Origin of the sequence: Hymenobacter glaciei, from assembly GCF_039539585.1 — a bacterium.
Lineage (GTDB): Bacteria > Bacteroidota > Bacteroidia > Cytophagales > Hymenobacteraceae > Hymenobacter > Hymenobacter glaciei.
Genome location: NZ_BAABDK010000029.1, coordinates 260,187 through 280,303 on the forward strand (window position 1 = coordinate 260,187; position 20,117 = coordinate 280,303).

Consider the following 20,117-nt stretch of genomic DNA (forward strand, 5'->3'; position numbering starts at 1 on the left):
CAGTACAACCCCCACCCTGGCCTACGGTCGAGGCGAGTTCTTGCCCCTTTATTTTCTTCAATGACATTTCTCCTCCGATTTACTTCCCTGTTGTGGCTGCTGCTGGCCGCGCTTGGCAGCATTACCCTCGTCTCCTGCGGTTCCGATTCGCAGAAGCAGACCGCTGGCCAAGCCACGGCTGATTCATCGGCTACCTCTGCGGCCGGGGCCCAGCCCCTCATGGACAGCACTCAACTCATAAATGCTTTCCGGGCCGAACCCGCTTTCAAAGCCCAGCTTCTCCCTGCCCGCCGCTTTTATCGCGAGCGGAAGTTCCAATTAGCTTGGTTTAAAAACCATCAGCCGGTAGCTCAGGTGAAAAGCCTGCAGGATATTACCGCTAAAGCCGCTGATGAAGGGCTTGATGCTAAAGATTACCAGATTAAGAACATATCCCAGATGCTTGCCGAACTTGAGAAGGTTCGGGATGACTCGGTGCGTCGTAATGCGCTGGAGCGCCAGGTTGATATTGCTCTCTCCGGAACTTACATGAAGTGGGCCAACGACTACTACCGGGGTGTAGCCAACCCGCGCGACAAAAAGGATACGTCGTGGCAGGTAAAGCCTAACAAAATCAAGCTGAACAAGGTGCTTGCTACCTTTCTGGGCGAGCGCAAAAGCCGCTATAACTACTACGAGTTTGCCCCCCTGCACCCTGAATACGACCAGTTGAAGAAGGCGCTGGCTACCTACCGGGCCCAGGAAAGGGCAGGTGGCTGGCCCACCTTGCCTGCCAATACTGTCATCAAGCCCGGTCAGTATTCGCCGGCCGTCGCCGCCTTGCGCAAGCGGCTACTCGATAGCCAGGGTGGGGAAGTAGCATCGGCCCCGACTGCAACTGCTGCCAAACCTGGCCAGCCCGCCGACGTGGCCGCCCTCACCTACGACCTCCAATTGCAGGAGGCTGTGAAACAGTTTCAAGCTGATGCTGGCCTTAAGGGCGACGGCATCGTGCGCGGCGAAACGCTCAAGCAACTCAATGTGCCCATCGGCACGCGCATCGACCAACTCATTCTGAACATGGAGCGGTGGCGCTGGCTGCCCAAAAAATTTGAGCCGAATTACCTTTTGGTGAACATTCCCGAGTACACGCTGCATGTGATTGAGGAGAACAAGGAAGCCTTCAATATGCGCGTTATCGTGGGCAAGGTGTTGCACGAAACCCCAGTCTTCAGCGATAAGATGGAGTACGTGGTGCTGTCCCCTTATTGGAACGTACCCTTCAGCATCATCGAAAATGAGCTGCGCGATAAGCTTGTCGCCGACCCCAATTACCTCGACCGCCTCGATATGGAAGTGGTGAAGGGCAGTGGTCGCAAAGCCACCGTTGTGGACCCTTCCAGCGTTGACTGGGCCAACGTGACGCAGGAAAGTTTCAAGTACACGTTGCGCCGCCGCCCGGGGCCCAAAAATGACCTCGGTGACGTGAAGTTTATTTTCCCCAATTCGAACGATATTTACCTGCACGACACCCCGCACGACGAGTTGTTTTCACAGAGTTCGCGCAGCTTCAGCCACGGTTGTGTGCGCCTCTCCGAGCCCATCAAACTGGCTACTTACCTGCTCCGCAACCGCCCCGAGTGGGACAAGCAGACCATCCTCGATAGTATCGCCACGCGCCGCGAAAAATACGTTACCCTCAAAGAAAAGCTGCCAGTCTACCTGGTGTATTTCACCGCCTGGGCTGATGCCAGTGGCCGCCCACACTTCCGCGACGACATCTACGGTCTAGATAAAAAGCTTGCCCGCGAGTACTTCGATTAACCCTTATTCCGCCGGTTTCGGCAGATGCATTGCTTACTATTTAAGCCCCGACGGCCACCAGCCTTCGGGGCTTTTTTGTGCCCCGAGCACTTACTTCAGCGCCATAAGCAGTAAGATTTTACCAGGGACTGTGCTCATTTAGGGGCAGTGCTTTTTGGCAGGCTGGATAAAAGTTGCCGTACTTACAATTGAGTTAAAAGGAACTGAAGGGCTAGAGACCGCAGCGTTACATTTGTTCAAAGTGGGTGGACTGGTGCTTTAAAACAATTGTTATCAGACAGAATTCAGACTAATCCAGTTTATAAATGTAACATAGCGGGTGTCATGTTCTTTCTCGTCTAGTCTAGGTAATGCGTGCTACATTTGTAATCAAAATTGATTCATGGTAGAGCGCATCCGAACCCTGCTGGAGAGCCGTCAGCTGACTCCCACCCAATTTGCCGACCTTATTGGGGTAGCCCGGCCCATCATCAGTCACATTCTTTCAGGGCGCAACAAACCCAGCCTCGACGTAGTGCAGCGCATATTGGGCGCCATGCCCGATTTATCGATGGCTTGGTTGCTGAACGGGGCAGAACCCATGATGGCCTCTGCCCAAGAGACGCCCTTGGTTGCACCTTTGTCGAGTCCCGCCGGAGCTTCGAGCCCTCCCTTTCCGGCGGTTTCGCCGCAGCCAGCAACTCGAGCGCACCATCCCGAGCCAAAGAGGCAACCGCAAACGGCTCAGGCTAATGAAATTACTGTAAATCAGGGCAATATTAGCAAGTTGGGCATGACTTCTGCAGAATTGCCATCGCTGGGTATGCCCGTACTATCCCGTAGCTCTTCTACAGCGGCAGGTGCCGTAGCTGTACCTGGAGTTGCCCCAGCAGCCCAACCGAGGAATACGGGAGCCAGCCGGCCTCAAATGCCGCGCCGGTTTCCCGTTAAGCCGCTGGTACCTGCCGACCCGTCCGAGTCTACTGTGTTGCTGCCATCTCCCGTTAGTCCCGTGCAGCCAGTAGTAGCGGGCAAACCTGCATCTTCTTTCGATGGAATAAATTACTCGGTTGCGCCGGCCGAAGCTACTTTGGTAAGTAGCCATATTGGCGAAGCTTCTGGTAAAGAAGGTATTGCTGCACTGCCCGCGGCGCGCGCCGAACCTTTCGCTGCATCGACTTTGCCAGTAGAAGCCGCTGCCCCACAGGCTGCTCCGGCTGTTGTGCCTTCGGCAGCAGCACCCTCCTCGGCTGCGGTACCTGCCCATGCGCCATTACCGGGCACAGGCGTCGTTCACGCAGCCACCCCGACTTTGGCTAACGATGTGGCATCGGCCTTGTTCACCGGGGCCGAAAAGCCCATCAGGCGGATTGTTATTTTTTACCGCGACGGGTCATTCGCAGACTATCAGCCCGAATAAGTGGGCTTGCACTGGCCTTGCCTTTTGGTGCCTTCATTGCAGCCCTACGCTGAGCCATTGCGTAACGTCTGCCTTCGCCCAAGACCGGTTGAGGGCGCTACTAACGAATAGCAAACTGCAGCCATCACTAGGTCCACCGACTATAAGGCTGAGATGCGGTTGCGTTGACTCCAGCTCTGCACTTTAACAGAGTAGGATATCATTAACGCTGGATAAATCGCGCGCAGCCCTGTGAGGCAGGCGATTAGCTGACGCGTTTCGCCGATAATGGTAGTACCGTTCATCGAGCAAAACGGGCAGTTCAGCGGCTATATCAAAGTATTAAATTCAATTCAAGGGATACTGACAGTTTCAGGGCGTACTTGTATAAGTCAATCAGCATAAGCATAGCTTGCTGGATAACGCAACGGCAAACAGCATATGTTGCTCTTTGTGCGTGCAACTCAGAACACAATTTGTCAGTATATTTTGAGTAGTTCTCTAGATGAGTTGATTGCGCTGTGAGTAGTATTGCATTCACTGATTTAAGGATATATTCAATTTTGCTTACTGCTAAGATATGTGGGCAAACATTATGAGGATACATAGTTGGAAGTATTTTTTGCATAACCTACTTATTTTCAATACATATAATTCAACTAACGAAATTGATAGATGAGGACGAATCGGGAGCTGACTAGTTGAGATATAGGCAATGGTCTGTTGCAATATTGCTTATGGTATTAGCTGGTAAATTTTGCCAATAAGGAGGGCTTTCTAGCATAAGCTACTAATAAAATTGACAACTGGCTGTACTGGATTAGTGTAAATCTTACACCCGGTGTGGTGCGGGGTTACTAACTATGTGAGCCCATATGGCTACTGTAGTGGTTGCATTATTTTATGAGATAAATCATAGTGATGTGCACGTCGTCATTCCGGATAAATGCAAATCCTCTGTTATCTGACGCTAAACTATGCTGTGTACTATCATGGGCATTATGGCCCTAAGCAAGCGAGATGTTCTGCTCTTGTTGCCAAATGTAAACGGCTAAAAAGGCATCTGTTTAAGAGTAATTCAGTAGCGTCACGTTGCTTTGACTACGTAGTAACCAAGTGGGATGCTTTGCTCGTTTGCCAGCCGTAGGCTACCTTCGTAGTATGAAACTGACCCGCATGAATCTTTGGTTGGCCGCCGCAACGGCTATGCTCCTGACGGCCTCTTGTTCCCAGGCTCCCGATGCCGCCGAGGCTGAGAAAGACCCTTCTGCTGATGCTGCTTATAAGCGCGCCCACCGGGCCGAAGGCTACCGCGAAGCCCAGCGCTCCAACGTCACCCGCAACTAGCGCATCCGCCATCCACTTCAGGAACGGCAACTCAATAAAAACGAAAAGCCCCCACCAGATTTTTGGTGGGGGCTTTTCGTTTTTATTGAGTTAAACTTAGACTGGGAGCAGGGCTATTTTATTCAGCAGCCACCAGCACGGGTACCGGGGCCGGAGCATCAGTGAAGCTGGGCAGGCTGATGCCCGCTAGCAAGTCGCACTCCAGTAGGTCGGCCCAGGTACGGAGGTAGAGCACCACGTCGTCGCGCTGGTTGTGGCGGAGGGCATTGCGGCGCTCGAAGGGAAGCTCTCTTCGAATGCGGGCGTCGGAGAGGCGTTCGAGGTGAGTGAGGTCGGTGCGCGTGAAGCCCAATGCCAGCATCTCGTCAATGGTCTCGTCGATGGGCAGGCCGCTGGTGGGGCAGTAGTCAACAATCTGACGCTCCCAATCGCCGTAGCGCTGCATGGCGCGGGTGTGAATTTCGGCTTTGGTGAGGCGCGTGATGGTCTGGGCCAGGTGGCCACAGTTGCAACTGCCCATGTGGCCCCACTGGTAGGGCGCTTGGGTGGCGAGGCGCTGGGCCGTGTCGCGCAGGGCCTGAATAACGGGAAGCGTGGATTGGGCCATTTTTAGCAGGGAATTGGACGTCTGAGTGGTTAAGAACAGAGTGCCCGGAGCAGTGAGGAAAGGGCAGGTATTCAGCCCTAAAAAGCAACAGGCCCCGGAAAAAGTTTTCCGGGGCCTGTTGCTTTTTGATAAAGAGCGTGATGCTGAACTGCAACATCACACTCTTTTGAATACTTCTTAGAACGAGCCCCGACGCGTACCGCCGGCATCGCCCCGACGGCGGCCACCCAGGTCGCCACCTTCGCGGTTGCCGCCTACGTTCACGCGGGCACCACCACTGCCGAAGCGGCGTGCGGTATCAGACTGGCCATTGCTGGCCGGTGCAGCCGGGCGGCTGCGCTCGCCACTAGGGCGGCCACCGCCGTTGCTGGCACCGCTGGGGCGTTCACCGCTACGGCCACCACCCGAGCGACCGCCGCCGCCGTTGCCACCCTCGCGGGGGCCGGAGCGGGCCGGACGACCGGCCGGGCCTTTAGGCCGGACGATGCGCTCGTTGCCGTGCAGCATAACGGGCTTGATGCGGCCCGAAATGAATGGATGCTCAGCCTCCACGTCAATCTGGCGGCTGATGAGCTTCTGGATATCCTGCAGGTAAGCGCGCTCCTCGTCTTCGACAAAGGAGAAGGCAGTACCGAAAGCGCCGGCCCGGCCGGTGCGGCCGATGCGGTGCACGTAGGTTTCGGGCTCGTTAGGGATTTCGTAGTTGATGACGTGGGTCAGCTCGTCCACATCAATGCCGCGGGCGGCAATGTCGGTAGCGACCAGCACGCGGGTGCTGCCGGCTTTGAAGTTCGACAGGGCACGCTGGCGGTGGTTCTGGCTTTTGTTGCCGTGGATGGCTTCGGCCGGAATTTGGTTGGCGGCGAGGGCTTTTACGACTTTGTCGGCCCCGTGCTTGGTGCGGGTGAAGACGAGTACACGCTTGATATCCTTGTCCTGCAGGATGTGGCGGAGCAGGGCAGGCTTGTCGTTGTTCTCGACGAGGTATACCGACTGCGTCACCGTATCGGCGGTGCTGCTGACGGGCGTAACGGCCACGCGCACCGGGTTGGGGCGCAGAATAGTGCTGGCAAGCTCCTGAATCTGGCCGGGCATGGTGGCCGAGAAAAACAGGGTCTGACGCTTGGTGGGCAGCTTAGGCAGGATGCGCTTGATGTCGTTGATAAAGCCCATGTCGAGCATGCGATCGGCTTCATCGAGTACGAAAACCTCGACCTGGCGCAGGTCCACAAAGCCCTGGTTCATGAGGTCAAGCAGACGGCCGGGGGTGGCAATCAGCACTTCCACGCCACGCTTGAGGGCCGAAACCTGCGAGCCCTGGCTCACACCACCGAAAATAACGGTGTGGCGAATCTGGCTTAGGTGGCGGCCGTAGGCGCCGAAGCTTTCGTTGATTTGGATGGCCAGCTCGCGGGTGGGCGTGAGCACGAGGCAGCGAATGGCACCCCGGGCGTGGCTCGAGAGCTGCGCCGTGCGGTGCAGCACCTGCAGAATGGGCACGGTGAAGGCGGCCGTTTTGCCGGTGCCGGTCTGGGCCACGCCGAGAAGGTCTTTGCCCTCCAGCACGTGGGGAATGGCCTGCTCCTGGATAGGAGTAGGGGTAGTATAGCCTTCTTCTTTGAGGGCTTTGAGAATGGGGTCAATCAGGTTTAACTCGTCAAACGTCATAGTAAAGGGTAAGTGGGAGCACCGAGCAACAAGAACTTGCTGCCGCAGTAAAATGGTGGCAGACAATTGCCTGCGAAATGAGTGGTTGAGCCTGCGCCGTAGCATAGGCGGGCATGGCCACGCTGGCAAAGGCCAGGCGTGGGGAGGGTGGGCGGCTCGTCGGAGGCCGGCCTATTCCCGAAAAGAAGAGGAATTGGAGTGAGGTGCGCTTACTTCGCGGAGGCAGCCGAGGCGCGGGGCTTTGCCCGACGCAGCCGGGCAGCGGGCTGCTCCGACGGCGGCCCTGGTGACAACAAAGGTACAACACAGATGCGCGAACGCATGCCAAGCTTTGGAATAGGGCTTGCTGAAGCATTAAATGGCCTCCGCTAGGCGGCCTGCGTTGCCTTACCTGCATATCGCTGCCAATCAATTAATAGTTCCAAGATATTCAGGTCGCTGAAAACCGAAAAATGCCCTTGCCAATCCGCCTGACTACCATTCTGTTCGATTTAGATGATACCCTGTTCGACCACATTGCCACGGCGCGGGCATCCTTGCGAGCGAGCGCTGCCCCGCTGCCGTTTTTTCAAACCATCGATTTTGAGCCTTTCTACCAACTATACAGCGAGCTGCTCGAAGAATACCACGCCCTGCTGATGGCGGGCCGCTACTCTTACGACGAGGCGCGCCGCCTGCGATTTGAGCGTCTGCTGGCGCCGTATTGGCCAAGTGCCACAGCAAAGGAAATCGATGATTTCGTTCGGGCCAATCAACGACATTATCCCTTGATGCGTCAGCCCGTAGCCGGGGCACTGCCCCTGTTGCAAGCGCTGCATCCGCACTATCGTATTGGCATTGTAACGAATAACCGCACTGCCGAGCAGGAGGAGAAACTGGCCTTCCTGGGCATGACCGACCTGGTGGATGCGCTGATTACCTCTGAAGATGTGGGGGTGCCCAAGCCCGACCCCCGCATTTTTGAGGCAGCTATGCAGCGCCTGGGCGTCCGGCCGGAGGAAACCGTTTTGGTGGGCGATAATTGGCGGGCCGATGTGCTGGGGGCACTTGCTGCGGGCATCCGGCCCGTGTGGGTCAATCGGTTGGGGGCCGTGCAGCCCTTGTCCCACGTGGCCGAACTTACCAGCTTTGAGCCGCTGGAAGTCGCGCTGCAGAAAATTACAGCAGTTGAGTTGTAGCCTTGAGTAGGGACATTTCTTAACCATCTATCCGCCGGTTCAGTAAACAAACGAATCCCTTGTAGGGCTGTAGAAGCCCTTGCCAACGTTCTTTGGCCCAAGAAACCCCAACGCCCAACCTCCCAACCATGCAGATTATCGAGCGCAGCCGCGTTTTCAACGGCCATTATAAAGTCAACCAGTTAATCGTGCAGGACGGCGAGCACCAACTCAAGCGCGAGCAGTTCGCGCCCGGCAAGGCCGTGGCCGCGCTGGTCTACGACACGGGCCGGCAGGTGTACGTGCTCACCCGTCAGTTCCGCATCGGCCCCGAAGCGGAGCTCCTGGAAATCGCCGCCGGTATGATTGATGGCGACGAACCGCCCGAGACAGCGGTGCGCCGCGAGATTCACGAAGAGCTGGGCTTCGAAGTCGACAAGCTGGAGAAAATTGTGTGTATGTGGCCTTCCCCGGGCACTAGCTCGGAGGAAATCACCGTGTACTATGCCGAGGTAAGCCACCGTACTGGCAAAGGTGGGGGGCTGGCCGAGGAAAATGAGAACATCGAAATGGTTGAGCTGAGCTGGGAAGCGCTGCTAGCCGAGCCGCTCCGCGATGCCAAGTCGGTGATTGCCGTGCAGTGGGTGCAGCTGCGGAAGTAATCATCAAGGCTGCTTACACCACCGCTTTCTCGGGGCAGTTTGATGAGCATTAATCAATTGCTCCGGGGATGTAGGTGCCACGGCGTCATCGTTTCGGCGTGTAGCAGCAGGGCCTCGGCCAGTGGGCTGACGGACAAGTCCACGAAGCGGACGCTATAGCGTATTTCCTGCGGCGTTTCTACTTCCCGGCTGCCGAAACTGATGACGCGGCGCAGTCGCTGGGCGTTGCGCCAGTCGCGCAGGGCCACGGCGTTGCCGAAAGCGAAGGCATTGGCCGGGATGCTGTACCCAAGAATCAGGGGGCCGCTGTCGACATCGCCTTCGCTGGTTTCGTAACTGCCGATGCGCTCGTTGTAGAGGCGGATAACGCCGAAGTTGGTGCTGAAATGCTGCTGGTAGCCGCGGTATTGCTCGGCGGCAAAGGCCGGGGCGAAGCGGTGAAGGAAGAAAATGCTCCAGCCCAGGTGGGAGCCGCGCGGTTCTTCGGCGTTTTGGTGGCGGGTGGCGGGCTTGGAAAGCAGCAGGCCTGTGGCTGGGTCGGTGAGGTGCTGGCGCGCATAAGCAACCCATTGCCGACAAAAGGTGCGGTAGGTGCTGCCCGTTAGGTCGCTGTGGAGCTGGAGCGAGGCCAGCGCAACAGTATTGTCAGGCACCCAGACCCCGCCGGGGTACGATTCGAGGCAGTGGTTGGGGGCGCTAGCGAGCCGGCGGTGCAGGCTGGCGGAGAGGGAATCGTGGAGCGCTATATAAGGAGAAGCCGGGTCGAGCAAGCGGTGGCAGCCCAGCATTAGGTTGAGATGGCCGAGGTAGAGCACAGAAGTCACAGAATCGGTTTCGATAGCTGCCTCGTGGTTGCGGAAGGCCTGGACAATGGTGCCCGTCAGCATTTGGTGGATGGCCAGAGCGGTATAATGGGCCGCTTCGGGACGGAAGCTGCTGTCGAGCTGCGCCATGTTGGTGAACGCATAAGCCGAATACGACATGGAGAACAACGACCATTCGGCGTTGCCAAGGGCGAGTAACTCCGGCGTTTCAGCTTCGGGCGTGCTGACTATCCGCTCCAAGTAATGGGCTTTCTGGTGCAACTCGGCCCGAGTAGGGTAGTGGTAAACCGGCCAGCTGAATGCAACCAGCAGTACCCCTAATACGATGCCAAACCCGAGGGCTACTTTGTAACTCATGTGGCTTTGAGCACCTCGATGGATAGGCGGCTTAACAACAAGTGGATAAGCTAATTTTTCCAGAGGTTGATTAGTAATGCGGCCGCAAGGCTGTATAAAAGTGGAGAAAACTTTTCTACATTTGTACAAGTAAAAAGCGCAGATAAAAAATAAGGGACCAGGCACCCGGCCCAACCCCTTACCACTACTTGAGGTAGTGAGACAGCAGCATAAAGACCAGGTCTTTGGCTACTCCACTCGCAAACCCCAGCAGAATCGGTTTCCACCAATCTTGCAGTAGTTGTTTCGCACGTCCCCGTTGCATCTTGCACAGAAGTAAGGGTATACGTTCCACCCACTTCTAGAAGCCCCGGTTGTTCCACCAGCCGGGGCTTCGCATTTTTTACAGGCGTCGCTTTGGCGGGAGACTACCGTGCGGTATTCCAAAGATAATAGTAAAAAGGGGGAATAAAAACTAATTAAATTAGTTTTTATTCCCCCTTTTTAGCTGGCGATTTGCTCAGCTAGTGGGCTACTATGGCAGTTTAACTACTGCGCAGCCGGGACTTCCAGCGTGTAATCAAAGGTTTGATAAAGCTTGGTATCGCGGATGCTCACGTTGAGTTCCTGCGGCGCCAAACTAGGGAAGGGGATAACGGCTTTGGCTTGGTAAAGGTCGCGACCAAAGAAGCGACCGGTGCCGGCGGGAGGGGTGTGGGTGAATACTTCCTTGCCGTCTTTGTCGGTTACGGTGATGGCGAGGTTGCCCAAATCGGCATTTTTAGGGCCCTGGCGGTGGATGATGACCAAGAGCACGCCACCGGGGGGAACAGTACCCACGCGGCGCTGGTAGGTGGAGTCGGCCCAGTCGTGCAGCTTTTTGAGGTGGGTGAGCTCGGCCACCATTTCGGTGTATGTGCGGTAGCCGACGCGGGTGAAGGAGCCGTCGACGTCCTCTTCCTCACCGGTGTTTTTGGTGACGTTTTTCACGTAGGGCGACTCTTCGTCCTTTTGAGCAAAGGCGTAGCGCTTACGGCCTTTGGCCGCTTTGCCGGTCGGCTGGGCCAGCGCTGCGCCGGCGCACAGCATGAATAAGGCTATAGTAAGAAAATGGCGGGCGAAGCGGGGTAACGAATGCATCAGATAGGAATGAAATTAGAGGGTTTAGGATGAAGGAATGGCCAACGAAAAATCGGGCCAACAAAGTAACGAAAGGCCGGGCAAACTCCGGCTCTCTGCCATTCAGCGAAATTGCACTGCCTGCGCTTTCGCCATCGTGATGCAAGCATAATTCGGGCGTAATAAAGGCTTCACAGGCAGCACCGACCTTTGAAAGCAGGATTTTTTGTTGGTCATTACTGCTTCAAACCATGTATTTCCCGGCTTTGCTTCTGGGGCTGCGCCGTGTGGGGCGCGGGCTCGTTTACGAATTATTTCAGCTGGCCTTGTGGGTGGCTTTTTGGCTGCACACGCTCAGCAGCCTGCGCTCGGCTTTCGGGGGCAAGCTGGTGGGGCGCTCGGGGCCAGCCATTCGGCCGCGCCGCAACTCGCGACCCGCCCGGAGTGGCCGGATTACGCCAGCCGCTGCCGTATGAGCACGACGACCGCCGGCTTGCCCGAAACCGATAAAATGGGGACTTCCGCCTTACCCAAAGTCCGCGTGCGCCGCAAGCGCCGGGTGCAGGTAGCCGTCATCAGCGACGTGCACCTGGGCACCTACGGTTGCCACGCCACCGAGCTGCTGCGCTACCTCAAGAGCATCCGGCCGCAGGTGCTGGTGCTCAATGGCGACATTGTCGACATCTGGCAGTTCAGCAAAAACTACTGGCCGCCGGCGCACATGCGGGTGGTGCGCTATCTGGCCGGCCTGGCCGCCAAGGGAGTGAAAATCCATTACCTCACCGGCAACCACGACGAGTTGCTGCGCAAGTTTGCGGGCCTGAAGCTGGGCAACTTTCGACTCGATAACAAGCTGGTGCTCGACCTGCCGCACGGCCGCGCCTGGCTGTTCCACGGCGACGTGTTCGACGTGACCATGCGGCACTCGCGCTGGCTGGCCAAGCTTGGCGGGCACGGCTACGATTTACTCATTCTGCTGAACCGCCTCGTGAATTATGGTCTGCTAAAGATGGGACGCCCGCGGGTGGCGCTAAGCAAGCGGGTAAAGGAACGGGTGAAATCGGCGGTGGCAGCCGTGAGCAACTATGAGGAAACCGCCGCGGCTATTGCCGCCGACAAGGGCTACCCCTACGTGGCCTGCGGGCATATTCACCAGCCCGAAATCAAGCCTTTGGCTACGGAAAAAGGAGAGGTGATGTACCTGAATTCGGGCGATTGGGTCGAAAACCTCACGGCGCTGGAGTACACTGCCGAAGGCGGTTGGCAGCTTTATTATTACAACGACGACCCCGCCATGCAGCAAACGGCCCAACCCGAAGCCGCTGATGCAACCGAAGCGCTGGCCGATGCGAACCCGGCCGCGCTGCTCAAAGGCCTGCTGGCCGAATTTAAGATTAAGGGGTAGTGTGGAGCTTTACACCGCGTTTGCGTACTGCCCAAGAAAACACCCACTTTTTACCGAAACGCAGCAGCGGCTGCGTGCTACAATGTCCCGAATTCTCTACGCCATTCAGGGTACCGGCAACGGTCACCTCAGCCGGGCCCTCGATGTAGTGCCGCTGCTGCAAGCCCGTTGCGAGCGCCTCGATGTGCTGGTAAGCGGCCCGCCCGCCGACTTGCCGCTGCCGTTCGAGGTGCACCACAAAGCCCAGGGCATGGGGTTTGCCTTTGGCAAGAAGGGCGGCATCAACTTCGTAAAGACCTTCGCGCAATTCAATTCGGGGAAATTCCTGCACGAAGTGCGACACCTGCCAGTTGAAAAATACGACTTGGTTATCAATGATTTTGAGCCGGTGAGTAGTTGGGCGTGCAAGCTGCGCCACGTGCCGTGCGTGGCCCTCAGCCACCAGAGCGCCGTGCTGCACGCCGCCGCCCCGCGCCCCGACCGGGAAGACCCTGCCGGCCGGGCCGTGCTGAAGCACTACGCGCCGAGCACGGCTCAATACGGCTTTCATTTCCAGCGCTATGCGCCGGAAATATTCACGCCCGTAATCCGCCAGCAGGTGCGCGAGCTGAGCCCCGCCAACGAGGGCCATTACACGGTGTACCTGCCGGCTTTCGATGAGGAGATGTTGGTGGAGCGCCTGCAGCACCTGAGCCGTAGCGTGCGTTGGGAGGTATTCAGCAAGCACAGCGCCGTGCCGGCCAACTACGGCAACGTGCGAATATGGCCGGTGAGCGGCCCCGCATTTTTGGATAGCCTGGCCCGCGCGGCCGGCGTGCTGTGCGGCGCCGGATTTGAAACCCCCGCCGAAGCGCTTTATTTAGGAAAAAAGCTGCTGGTGATGCCCATGAAACAGCAATATGAGCAGCAGTGCAATGCGGCGGCCCTGGCCAAAATGGGCGTGCCCGTTATCAAAAGCTTCAAGGACAAAAACCTTGACAAAGTAGACCAATGGCTACACGAAGACCAGGTAATTGCCGTGAACTACCCCGACCAGACCGCGCAGGTGATTGACCAGTTGCTGCGCGAGCAATTGTAGTGGAATGATGTGGGGGCCGTGAACTAGAGCCGGTTCAGTGGCCAGGAGTGTAGGGGCGGGCCTGCACCCGCCCGTCGTTCGTTCAAAACCACCGATTCCGTTCAACGGCGGGCGGAGACAGGCCCCGCCCCTACATGGTCCGGCCTGTAAACTGACCATGAAACATCGCTCTGCATGACGGTCTTTCGTTTGCGTTCTGTTCTCCTATCGTAAAAAACTCCGCGCCCCGCGCATGATTCAATTATCGCCTAGCTATTCCGAACCGCTGCCGGCGGCCTTTTTTCCATCGTCGGCTCCGGTGCCTTTTTCTCGGGCGAATTTCGGCCCTGATTTTCAATGGGGCGCGTCGGCCGCTGCTTACCAGTCGGAAGGAGCCTGGCAGCAGCAGGGCAAGGGCCCCAGCATCTGGGACGATTTTACGCGCCGCAAGGGCACCATCCGGCGCAACGAGCATGGCCGCGTCGCCGCCGACTTCTACAACCGCTACGAAACCGACCTGGACCTGGCGGCAAGCTTGGGTTTAACTGATTTCCGCTTTTCGGTGGCGTGGCCGCGGGTGCTGCCCGAAGGTACCGGCGCTGTGAACCGCCGCGGCCTCGACTACTACGACCGATTGGTGGATGCCTGTCTGGAGCGCGAGCTGCGCCCCATGCTCACCCTTTACCACTGGGACCTGCCCAGTGCCCTGCAGGCCCGCGGCGGCTGGGCCAACCGCGACATTGTGCACTGGTTTGCCGATTACGCCCAAACCGTGGCCCGCCGCCTCGGCGACCGCGTGCCGCAGTGGTGCGTGCTGAATGAGCCCATGGTATTTGTGGGAGCCGGCCATTTGCTGGGCATTCATGCGCCGGGGCGGCGGCACCTGGGGGCGTTTCTGGCGGCGGCGCACCACGCCACGCTGGCCCAGGCCGAGGGTGGTCGCGCGTTGCGCGCCGTGCTGCCCGCATCGGCCCGGATTGGCACCACCTTTTCGTGTTCGCAGCTCACGCCGCACCGGCCCGGCAATGCCAGTGACGAAGCTGCTACCCGCCGGGCCGATGCGCTGCTAAACCGCTTTTTCGTGGAGCCCACCTTGGGGCTGGGCTACCCCACCGCCGAGCTGCCCGCCCTGCGCTGGCTGCTGGAGCGCTACCAAAAGCCCGGCGACCAGCAGCGCATGCAGTTCGATTTCGACTTCTGGGGCGTGCAGAACTACACCCGCGAAGTGGTGAAGTTCTCGCCCTGGCTGCCCCTGCAGTGGGCCGCGCTGGTGCCTGCCCGGCAGCGCGGCGTGCCGCACACCGACATGGGCTGGGAAGTATACCCGGAGTCGATTTACCACATGCTGAAGCAGTTTGGCGCTTACCCCAATGCGCCTAAGCTGCTGATAACTGAAAGTGGCTCAGCTTTCCCGGATGTGGTGACGGATGGCCGGGTGCACGATGTGGCCCGCCGGGCCTACCTGCAGGCTGCCATCGGCCAGGTGCTGCGAGCCAGGCAGGAGGGGGTAGATGTGGGCGGCTACTTCGCCTGGAGCCTGACCGATAATTTTGAGTGGGCCGAGGGCTACGGACCGCGCTTCGGCCTTATCCACGTCGATTACGAAACGCAGGAGCGGATTGTGAAGGACTCGGGCCGCTGGTACCAGGAGTTTTTAAGTGGTGCTAGAGTGAGTGCGGAAAGAGCGGCAATAGTGGGGACGGATGCAGAGTAGCATTCTGTGTCTTCATTCGTATGAACTATGCGAAGCCTCACAACTCTTTAAGATGCCCTTGCTGTGGAGAGGTGCGCGGACCAGCTGAGCATCAGGCGTTTCTTAAGCAGGTGGCGAAAGAAGTACCCGAAAAAACATACATCACGCGGAGGGGCATTTTGCTTGGCAATGTCTACTGGTGCGACGCCAGGAAAGGCCTTGTGGATTGGGCCTGCGACGAATGCCTACAGAATGGCCGAGCCCTAAGTGCCCAGCCGGTAAAACAGCTGTTCTGCGATATTGCGCCGCATTTTGCTTATTTCGATAAGGCTGGAGTTTGCCGGGAATGCGGAGTGGCTTTTACGTTCTCCAAAGGAGAGCAGCAGCATTGGTATGAGCACCTGCGCTTTTGGGTGCAAGCTGAAAAAGTGCGCTGCGAGGCGTGCCAGCAGCATAAAAAAAGGCGTGACCATTTTTCGCAGCTAATGGCTGCAAATGATTACTCGAACCAGGAAGCCGTACAGGAAATAATAGCTTATTATCTGGAGGAAAAAGAATTCAACAAGGCAAAGCAATTTTTGGCTGCCGGAAAAAGGAATTGTGGAGAAGGTAGTTCGAATTTTGCCGTACTTGATGGCCTATTAACAACTGTACGGCAACTGCAGGACAGTGCGCAGGAGTAGTAGCCGCTACAGTAGCATGTCGCGGCAGCTCAAAAACTTCTCAATCAGTAGTTCCGGTTGCTGCTCGTCAAACTCCCCGAAACCCAGCACAAAGGCCGGGGCGGGCTGCACAAATTTGATGGCCGTATTCACGGCATCGAGGTAGGGGCGGAGGCGGCTGTCGTCGCCCTCGGCGGCGGCAAACTCTTTATCCCAACGCAGCAATTCCGGGTCTTTGCGCACCAGAAACGGAATGACGAAGGGGACGAAGCGGCCGAAAATAGGGTTTTCGTCGGTGGTCAGGCGGGTATCGGGCCAGATGTGGAATTCAGCAAAAGAAGCAGGGGGCACCACCACAAATTGCGTCTTTTCCACGGTCATTTCCGCGAACAGCTCCAAGCGGTTGGGCTGGGCATAGAATTGCGCGTAGGCCGCGTACCACACCGTGATGCCGGCCTCATTCACCAGCTGATAGGGGTGAAAGGAGCTGGCAATTCCCAGGCCGCCGTGGTTGCCGATAACGAGGTTGAATAGCTCGCCAAACTTTGTTAAATCAGTGGATTGCTGGTAGGGCTGGTTGGTGAGCCCGTAGAGGTAGAAGCTGGCGAAATCGTTCAGGCTGGGGCCGGTGGAAGCCGGAGCGGCAAAAGTATCGGGCACAGGAAGTGGCGCTAAAGGGGTTGAAAAAGCGAACAGGCCAGGGCCGGAATCGAGGACAAATTTAATTTCGGCCGGGCCAAACAAGTGCTGTCGTCATCCAAATCGATGCCATTCGGGTTATGGCAGACGCAAAAAAAGGAGCCCCTTAACAAGAAGCTCCTTTTCTGCGGTGTGCAAAGATTCAACAGCGAAACTACGGGCTCACCAGGTTCAGGCTGAGGTTGAAGTACAGCGGGTTGGTCAGCTTGTTTTTGTACAGCGCCGGCTCCGAGCCCAGCAGGCTTTCCTTCTCGCCGGTGGGGTTCTGATGGTGGAACGCGTCGTTGCGGTAGTTGTAGCGCAGGCCCGCCTGGGCCGATACCCACACGAAGCCCGCCAGCCGCTGCTCGTAGGTGAAGCGCGGCTTGAGCTCGCCGCGGCGCAGGTACACGTCATGGCTGCCGGTTTGGCCCAGGTAGTAGGTGTTGCCTTCCAATTCGTAGCCAAATTTCAGCAGGGCCGTAGTTCCGAAGTTGCGGCGCAGCTCGGCGCGGGCCGGAAACACCACTTCGCAGCCCCACTGCGGCGAAAACGTGCGGTTGTACAGCACCACCGGAATGTAGAGCAGCTGCCCGGCGCGGTAGGTGCGGCTCAGGCCCAGGCCCCATTGCAGGTTGTCGTTGGGCTTCCAGCCGAAAATGGCGGTGCCGCTGTACGTCAGCTGCTTGCGCGACAAGTCGCCCAGGCCGCGGTAGTTGCCGTTGAGGTCGGCATTGCCCTGCAACAGCAGGAAGTGCAGGTTATCGAAGGGCTTGAAGACGGTGGCGTTCAGGCCCGTGGTGCGCAGGCCGTCGTTCAGCTGCGTGAAGTACGGCGAGCGTTGGGGGTTGTCGACGCCCAGGTCGGTATTCCAATACGTCAGGCCCAGGTTGAAAATGAAGTTGTTGCGCGAAATCAGCGGGGCATTGAACGCCAGGCGAATGCCGCGGGCGCTGCTGATGCGGGTTTCGGCCGTGGTGGTGAGTGGGGCCGGGCCAGTCGAAGTCAGGTTGTAGGGCAGATGGGCCTCGTAGCCCACCGAAATCAGCTTGGTGGGGGTGATGTACAGCACCTTCTGGGTGTTGTAAGTGCCGCCGCCAGCCGCCGCGTCGCCGAATTCGTCGAAATTAAGGTCGGCCGCCGGAGCGGTGCGGGCGGTATCGGCCACCTGGGCCACGGCAGGCGCGGCGCACATCAGGCAGCCGGCCAGGGTAAGGTAAGTGTATTTCATGCAGCGGGTAGTGAAGTGAAACAGCCTAAAAATGAGTTCTTCCGAGCTGCGGTCAGCCGCTCGGAAGCATTCACACAAAGCGGGGCTATTTCTTCACCTGCCGCTTCCAAACATCGGTGCGGCCGAAGAGCGACACGCCGATGAAACCCCGCACTTCCAGCGTGTTGGCATCGGTCAGGGTCATCTCGCAGCTGTAGTCGTTGCCGTTTTTAGGGTCGTAAATCTTGCCGTTCTCCCACTTGTTGTCGCCGGCGTAGGTGAAATCGCGCATGTTGGTTAGGCCTTTGAGCATGGTTTTGCGCTTGCTTTCCTCGGGGTTGTTCACGTCGGTACGGGGCTTGCCGGCAGGGTCGTTGGGCACTTTCAGCCACACCAGGCGGCCAAAATACTTGTCGCCCTGCTTGAAAATCTGAATCATGCCGGTGCCCTCACCATTTTTCCACACGCCGAGCACGGCATCGGGGTTGCCGGCCGCCAGGGCCGAGAAGGTAGTCAGCACGAGGCCGAGGAGCAGGACGAATCCTAGAAAACGCTTAGTCATGGTGGGTTTTGTGTGAAGATTGGATGAAGATTAGAAACAAATGTAGCCCGCCGTAGCAAAGAACCCAATAAATTTATGCTGCATGCCGCACATTATTCATTCGGGCCAGTAAAAGCCGGTGGCATATTTTGCATGAGCAATGCCAAGTTCCCCTTGGCTTGGAGCAACGGCTTCCTTCGATGGTGTAGTAGTGCGGTAGATGGGCGTTGGGCGCGGGCGGAGCAACAATAAGGCTAGCTAGGGAATGCCAGACAATCTTCCTGGCACTACATTCGGCTTCCCGCTTTTCCCGGTTCGCCGCTTATGCTCCTCACCATCTCTACTACCTACCAGCCCGCTACCGACCTGGGCTACCTGCTGCACAAGAACCCGGCCCGGCTGCAAAGCATCGAAGTAGCCGGCGGGCAAGCCCATGTGTTCTACCCCGAAGCCACGGCCGAGCGATGCACCGTAGCCCTACTGCTCGACCTCGACCCCGTGGGCCTCGTGCGCGGCCGGGGCGGTGCGTCGGGCGAGGGCTTTGCGCTGGAGCAGTATGTGAACGACCGGCCCTACGTGGCCTCCTCCTTTCTGAGCGCGGCGCTGAGCAAGGCCTTCGGCACGGCCATGAATGGCACCTGCAAAGACAAGCCCGACCTGCCTGCCCAAACCCTGCCGCTGGCTGTGAAAGTAGCCGTCGTGTCTGCGCCCGGTCCCGACTGGCCGCGCCGCCTCTTTGAGCCGCTGGGCTACGAAGTGGAAATCGAAACCACCCCGCTCGACCCCACTATCCCCGAGTGGGGCGACAGCCGCTACTACACCCTGCACCTGCGCCACGAAGGCCTGCGCCTGCAAGACGTGCTCACGCACCTCTACGTGCTGCTCCCGGTGCTCGACAACGACAAGCACTACTACATCGGCGAGAACGAGGCCGAAAAGCTGCTGCACCGCGGCGGCGACTGGCTGCCCCAGCACCCGGAGCGCGGCTTCATCACGCGGCGCTACCTGCGCTACCTGGCGGCGTACGTGAACCCGACGCTGGAGCGGCTGATGGAAGGGGATAAAGTGGAGGACGACACCTTCACTGCGAACCTCACCCCCGGCCCCTCTCCAAAAGAGAGGGAAGCCAATCCCGAACCAGACGCTAGCAGCTTGAGCGGTGCCCCCTCTTTTTTGGAGAGGGGGTCAGGAGATGAGGTTGATGCGAAGGGCGACCAGCGCCTGAGCCTCCACGACCAGCGCCTGCAGCAAGTAGCCCACGAAATCTACCAGCTGGCCCCGAAGCGCGTGCTCGACCTGGGCTGCGGCGAAGGCAAGCTGCTGCGCCTGCTCCTGCGTCAGCCCAAAATCGAGTACATCCTCGGCATGGATGTGTCGCACCAGGCGCTGGCCCGCGCCGCCCAACGCCTGCACCTCGATGAGATGCCCCCGCGCCAGCGCACCCGCATCGACCTCATCCAGGGCTCGCTGCTTTACCGCGACGAGCGCCTCGCCGGCTTTGAGGTGGCGGCCTTGGTAGAGGTCATCGAGCACCTCGACGAAAACCGCCTCACTGCCCTCGAAGCCGTGGTGTTTGGCCAGGCCCGCCCGGCGCACGTCTTCGTCACCAGCCCCAACGCCGACTACAACCAGCTCTTTGAGAAGCTCAACGCCGGCGAATTCCGCCACGACGACCACCGCTTCGAATGGTCCCGCGCCGAGTTTGCGGCCTGGGCCGCCGGCGTGGCCGAACGCCACGGGTACGAGGTGCGGCTGGAGCGTATGGGGGAAGAGGTGGAAGGCGTTGGCGCACCTTCCCAAATGGTGGTGTTTACGCTAATACCGTCCTGATTTTTGGCGAGAATTGTTCTTCATCTTTTTGGGAGAACACAATTCAGCATCCCCTTATAGGCCAGTTTCTCTGCAAAGCCGGAAGCTTCACGCTCGAATGGGATTGTGTTAAACCGCTTCTGCACCCATGCAGTGAATAA

Annotated in this window: 18 protein-coding genes and 1 pseudogene; 12 read left to right on the forward strand and 7 right to left on the reverse strand. The window is 58.2% G+C overall.

The annotated features are described in order from the left end of the window. Nucleotides 1-60: 60 nt before the first annotated feature. The 4 genes and pseudogenes from ABD837_RS18870 (at nucleotide 61) to ABD837_RS18880 (ending at nucleotide 4,528) form a co-directional block, all read left to right on the forward strand. Nucleotides 61-1,803, forward strand: a complete 1,743-nt coding sequence (locus ABD837_RS18870; protein ID WP_345057586.1) for a L,D-transpeptidase family protein — start codon at nucleotides 61-63, stop codon at nucleotides 1,801-1,803. A gap of 382 nt (nucleotides 1,804-2,185) precedes the next feature. Next, a pseudogene (locus ABD837_RS25050) lies at nucleotides 2,186-2,305 on the forward strand (helix-turn-helix domain-containing protein); the annotation flags it as partial. A gap of 489 nt (nucleotides 2,306-2,794) precedes the next feature. After that, the gene (locus ABD837_RS18875; RefSeq protein ID WP_345057588.1) at nucleotides 2,795-3,202 is read left to right on the forward strand and encodes a hypothetical protein; all 408 of its coding nucleotides are present in this window, start codon (nucleotides 2,795-2,797) and stop codon (nucleotides 3,200-3,202) included. A 1,155-nt stretch (nucleotides 3,203-4,357) separates the two neighbouring features. Beyond that, nucleotides 4,358-4,528: a hypothetical protein gene (locus ABD837_RS18880; RefSeq protein ID WP_345057590.1), complete on the forward strand. Its 171-nt coding sequence runs from the start codon at nucleotides 4,358-4,360 to the stop codon at nucleotides 4,526-4,528. A gap of 118 nt (nucleotides 4,529-4,646) precedes the next feature. On the opposite strand, the gene ABD837_RS18885 is transcribed toward ABD837_RS18880, so the two are convergent. Then, on the reverse strand, nucleotides 4,647-5,135 hold the full coding sequence (locus ABD837_RS18885; protein WP_345057592.1) for a hypothetical protein: 489 nt from the start codon (nucleotides 5,133-5,135) through the stop codon (nucleotides 4,647-4,649). Nucleotides 5,136-5,312: 177 nt separating this feature from the next. Further along, a complete protein-coding gene (locus ABD837_RS18890; protein WP_345057594.1) occupies nucleotides 5,313-6,803 on the reverse strand; it encodes a DEAD/DEAH box helicase in 1,491 nt (496 codons plus the stop codon). 452 nt (nucleotides 6,804-7,255) lie between these two features. Between ABD837_RS18890 and ABD837_RS18895 the strand changes: the two genes are divergently transcribed. Together ABD837_RS18895 and ABD837_RS18900 are read left to right on the forward strand one after the other, a co-directional pair. Then, on the forward strand, nucleotides 7,256-7,981 hold the full coding sequence (locus tag ABD837_RS18895; RefSeq protein WP_345057596.1) for an HAD family hydrolase: 726 nt from the start codon (nucleotides 7,256-7,258) through the stop codon (nucleotides 7,979-7,981). Nucleotides 7,982-8,073: 92 nt separating this feature from the next. Further along, nucleotides 8,074-8,622: an NUDIX domain-containing protein gene (locus ABD837_RS18900; protein ID WP_345057598.1), complete on the forward strand. Its 549-nt coding sequence runs from the start codon at nucleotides 8,074-8,076 to the stop codon at nucleotides 8,620-8,622. Between the two features lie 53 nt (nucleotides 8,623-8,675). Here ABD837_RS18900 and ABD837_RS18905 read toward each other — a convergent pair whose 3' ends face one another. Both ABD837_RS18905 and ABD837_RS18910 read right to left on the reverse strand, forming a co-directional pair. Next, nucleotides 8,676-9,803, reverse strand: coding sequence for a hypothetical protein (locus ABD837_RS18905; protein ID WP_345057600.1), 1,128 nt, complete (start codon nucleotides 9,801-9,803; stop codon nucleotides 8,676-8,678). Nucleotides 9,804-10,331: 528 nt separating this feature from the next. Continuing rightward, on the reverse strand, nucleotides 10,332-10,922 hold the full coding sequence (locus ABD837_RS18910) for a hypothetical protein (RefSeq protein ID WP_345057602.1): 591 nt from the start codon (nucleotides 10,920-10,922) through the stop codon (nucleotides 10,332-10,334). 230 nt (nucleotides 10,923-11,152) lie between these two features. On the opposite strand from ABD837_RS18910, the gene ABD837_RS18915 reads away from it, so the two are divergent. From ABD837_RS18915 to ABD837_RS18935, 5 genes are all read left to right on the forward strand, one after another. Next, on the forward strand, nucleotides 11,153-11,377 hold the full coding sequence (locus ABD837_RS18915; RefSeq protein ID WP_345057604.1) for a hypothetical protein: 225 nt from the start codon (nucleotides 11,153-11,155) through the stop codon (nucleotides 11,375-11,377). Then, entirely contained in the window at nucleotides 11,374-12,306 is a 933-nt protein-coding gene (locus tag ABD837_RS18920; RefSeq protein ID WP_345057606.1) for a UDP-2,3-diacylglucosamine diphosphatase, read from the forward strand. The genes ABD837_RS18915 and ABD837_RS18920 overlap by 4 nt, the downstream gene beginning before the upstream one ends. An 82-nt stretch (nucleotides 12,307-12,388) precedes the next feature. After that, nucleotides 12,389-13,384, forward strand: coding sequence for a glycosyltransferase family protein (locus tag ABD837_RS18925; protein ID WP_345057608.1), 996 nt, complete (start codon nucleotides 12,389-12,391; stop codon nucleotides 13,382-13,384). 232 nt (nucleotides 13,385-13,616) lie between these two features. After that, nucleotides 13,617-15,077 carry a GH1 family beta-glucosidase gene (locus ABD837_RS18930; RefSeq protein WP_345057610.1) on the forward strand — a complete coding sequence of 487 codons (1,461 nt, stop codon included), beginning with the start codon at nucleotides 13,617-13,619 and terminating at the stop codon, nucleotides 15,075-15,077. 20 nt (nucleotides 15,078-15,097) lie between these two features. Next, nucleotides 15,098-15,739 (forward strand): zinc-ribbon domain containing protein, encoded by a 642-nt coding sequence (locus ABD837_RS18935; RefSeq protein ID WP_345057612.1) that lies wholly within the window; start codon nucleotides 15,098-15,100, stop codon nucleotides 15,737-15,739. Nucleotides 15,740-15,745: 6 nt separating this feature from the next. Here ABD837_RS18935 and ABD837_RS18940 read toward each other — a convergent pair whose 3' ends face one another. The 3 genes from ABD837_RS18940 to ABD837_RS18950 all read right to left on the reverse strand — a co-directional run bounded on the left by ABD837_RS18940 (nucleotide 15,746) and on the right by ABD837_RS18950 (nucleotide 18,168). Beyond that, nucleotides 15,746-16,378, reverse strand: coding sequence for a hypothetical protein (locus ABD837_RS18940; RefSeq protein WP_345057614.1), 633 nt, complete (start codon nucleotides 16,376-16,378; stop codon nucleotides 15,746-15,748). A 193-nt stretch (nucleotides 16,379-16,571) separates the two neighbouring features. Continuing rightward, nucleotides 16,572-17,627, reverse strand: coding sequence for a DUF6268 family outer membrane beta-barrel protein (locus ABD837_RS18945; protein ID WP_345057616.1), 1,056 nt, complete (start codon nucleotides 17,625-17,627; stop codon nucleotides 16,572-16,574). Nucleotides 17,628-17,712: 85 nt separating this feature from the next. Beyond that, nucleotides 17,713-18,168: a DUF2147 domain-containing protein gene (locus ABD837_RS18950; protein WP_345057618.1), complete on the reverse strand. Its 456-nt coding sequence runs from the start codon at nucleotides 18,166-18,168 to the stop codon at nucleotides 17,713-17,715. A gap of 303 nt (nucleotides 18,169-18,471) precedes the next feature. Between ABD837_RS18950 and ABD837_RS18955 the strand changes: the two genes are divergently transcribed. Next, nucleotides 18,472-19,977, forward strand: a complete 1,506-nt coding sequence (locus tag ABD837_RS18955; protein WP_345057620.1) for a 3' terminal RNA ribose 2'-O-methyltransferase Hen1 — start codon at nucleotides 18,472-18,474, stop codon at nucleotides 19,975-19,977. The last annotated feature ends 140 nt before the right edge of the window (nucleotides 19,978-20,117 follow it).

Excerpts from the sequence above, each read along its gene's own strand:
- ABD837_RS18895 (WP_345057596.1), top strand. The coding sequence starts at position 7,256 with ATGCCCTTGCCAATCCGCCTGACTACCATTCTGTTCGATTTAGATGAT.
- ABD837_RS18870 (WP_345057586.1), top strand. The coding sequence starts at position 61 with ATGACATTTCTCCTCCGATTTACTTCCCTGTTGTGGCTGCTGCTGGCC.
- ABD837_RS18905 (WP_345057600.1), bottom strand. The coding sequence starts at position 9,803 with ATGAGTTACAAAGTAGCCCTCGGGTTTGGCATCGTATTAGGGGTACTG.
- ABD837_RS18950 (WP_345057618.1), bottom strand. The coding sequence starts at position 18,168 with ATGACTAAGCGTTTTCTAGGATTCGTCCTGCTCCTCGGCCTCGTGCTG.
- ABD837_RS18910 (WP_345057602.1), bottom strand. The coding sequence starts at position 10,922 with ATGCATTCGTTACCCCGCTTCGCCCGCCATTTTCTTACTATAGCCTTA.
- ABD837_RS18955 (WP_345057620.1), top strand. The coding sequence starts at position 18,472 with ATGCTCCTCACCATCTCTACTACCTACCAGCCCGCTACCGACCTGGGC.
- ABD837_RS18885 (WP_345057592.1), bottom strand. The coding sequence starts at position 5,135 with ATGGCCCAATCCACGCTTCCCGTTATTCAGGCCCTGCGCGACACGGCC.
- ABD837_RS18935 (WP_345057612.1), top strand. The coding sequence starts at position 15,098 with ATGAACTATGCGAAGCCTCACAACTCTTTAAGATGCCCTTGCTGTGGA.
- ABD837_RS18920 (WP_345057606.1), top strand. The coding sequence starts at position 11,374 with ATGAGCACGACGACCGCCGGCTTGCCCGAAACCGATAAAATGGGGACT.
- ABD837_RS18930 (WP_345057610.1), top strand. The coding sequence starts at position 13,617 with ATGATTCAATTATCGCCTAGCTATTCCGAACCGCTGCCGGCGGCCTTT.
- ABD837_RS18925 (WP_345057608.1), top strand. The coding sequence starts at position 12,389 with ATGTCCCGAATTCTCTACGCCATTCAGGGTACCGGCAACGGTCACCTC.
- ABD837_RS18890 (WP_345057594.1), bottom strand. The coding sequence starts at position 6,803 with ATGACGTTTGACGAGTTAAACCTGATTGACCCCATTCTCAAAGCCCTC.
- ABD837_RS18945 (WP_345057616.1), bottom strand. The coding sequence starts at position 17,627 with ATGAAATACACTTACCTTACCCTGGCCGGCTGCCTGATGTGCGCCGCG.
- ABD837_RS18915 (WP_345057604.1), top strand. The coding sequence starts at position 11,153 with ATGTATTTCCCGGCTTTGCTTCTGGGGCTGCGCCGTGTGGGGCGCGGG.
- ABD837_RS18880 (WP_345057590.1), top strand. The coding sequence starts at position 4,358 with ATGAATCTTTGGTTGGCCGCCGCAACGGCTATGCTCCTGACGGCCTCT.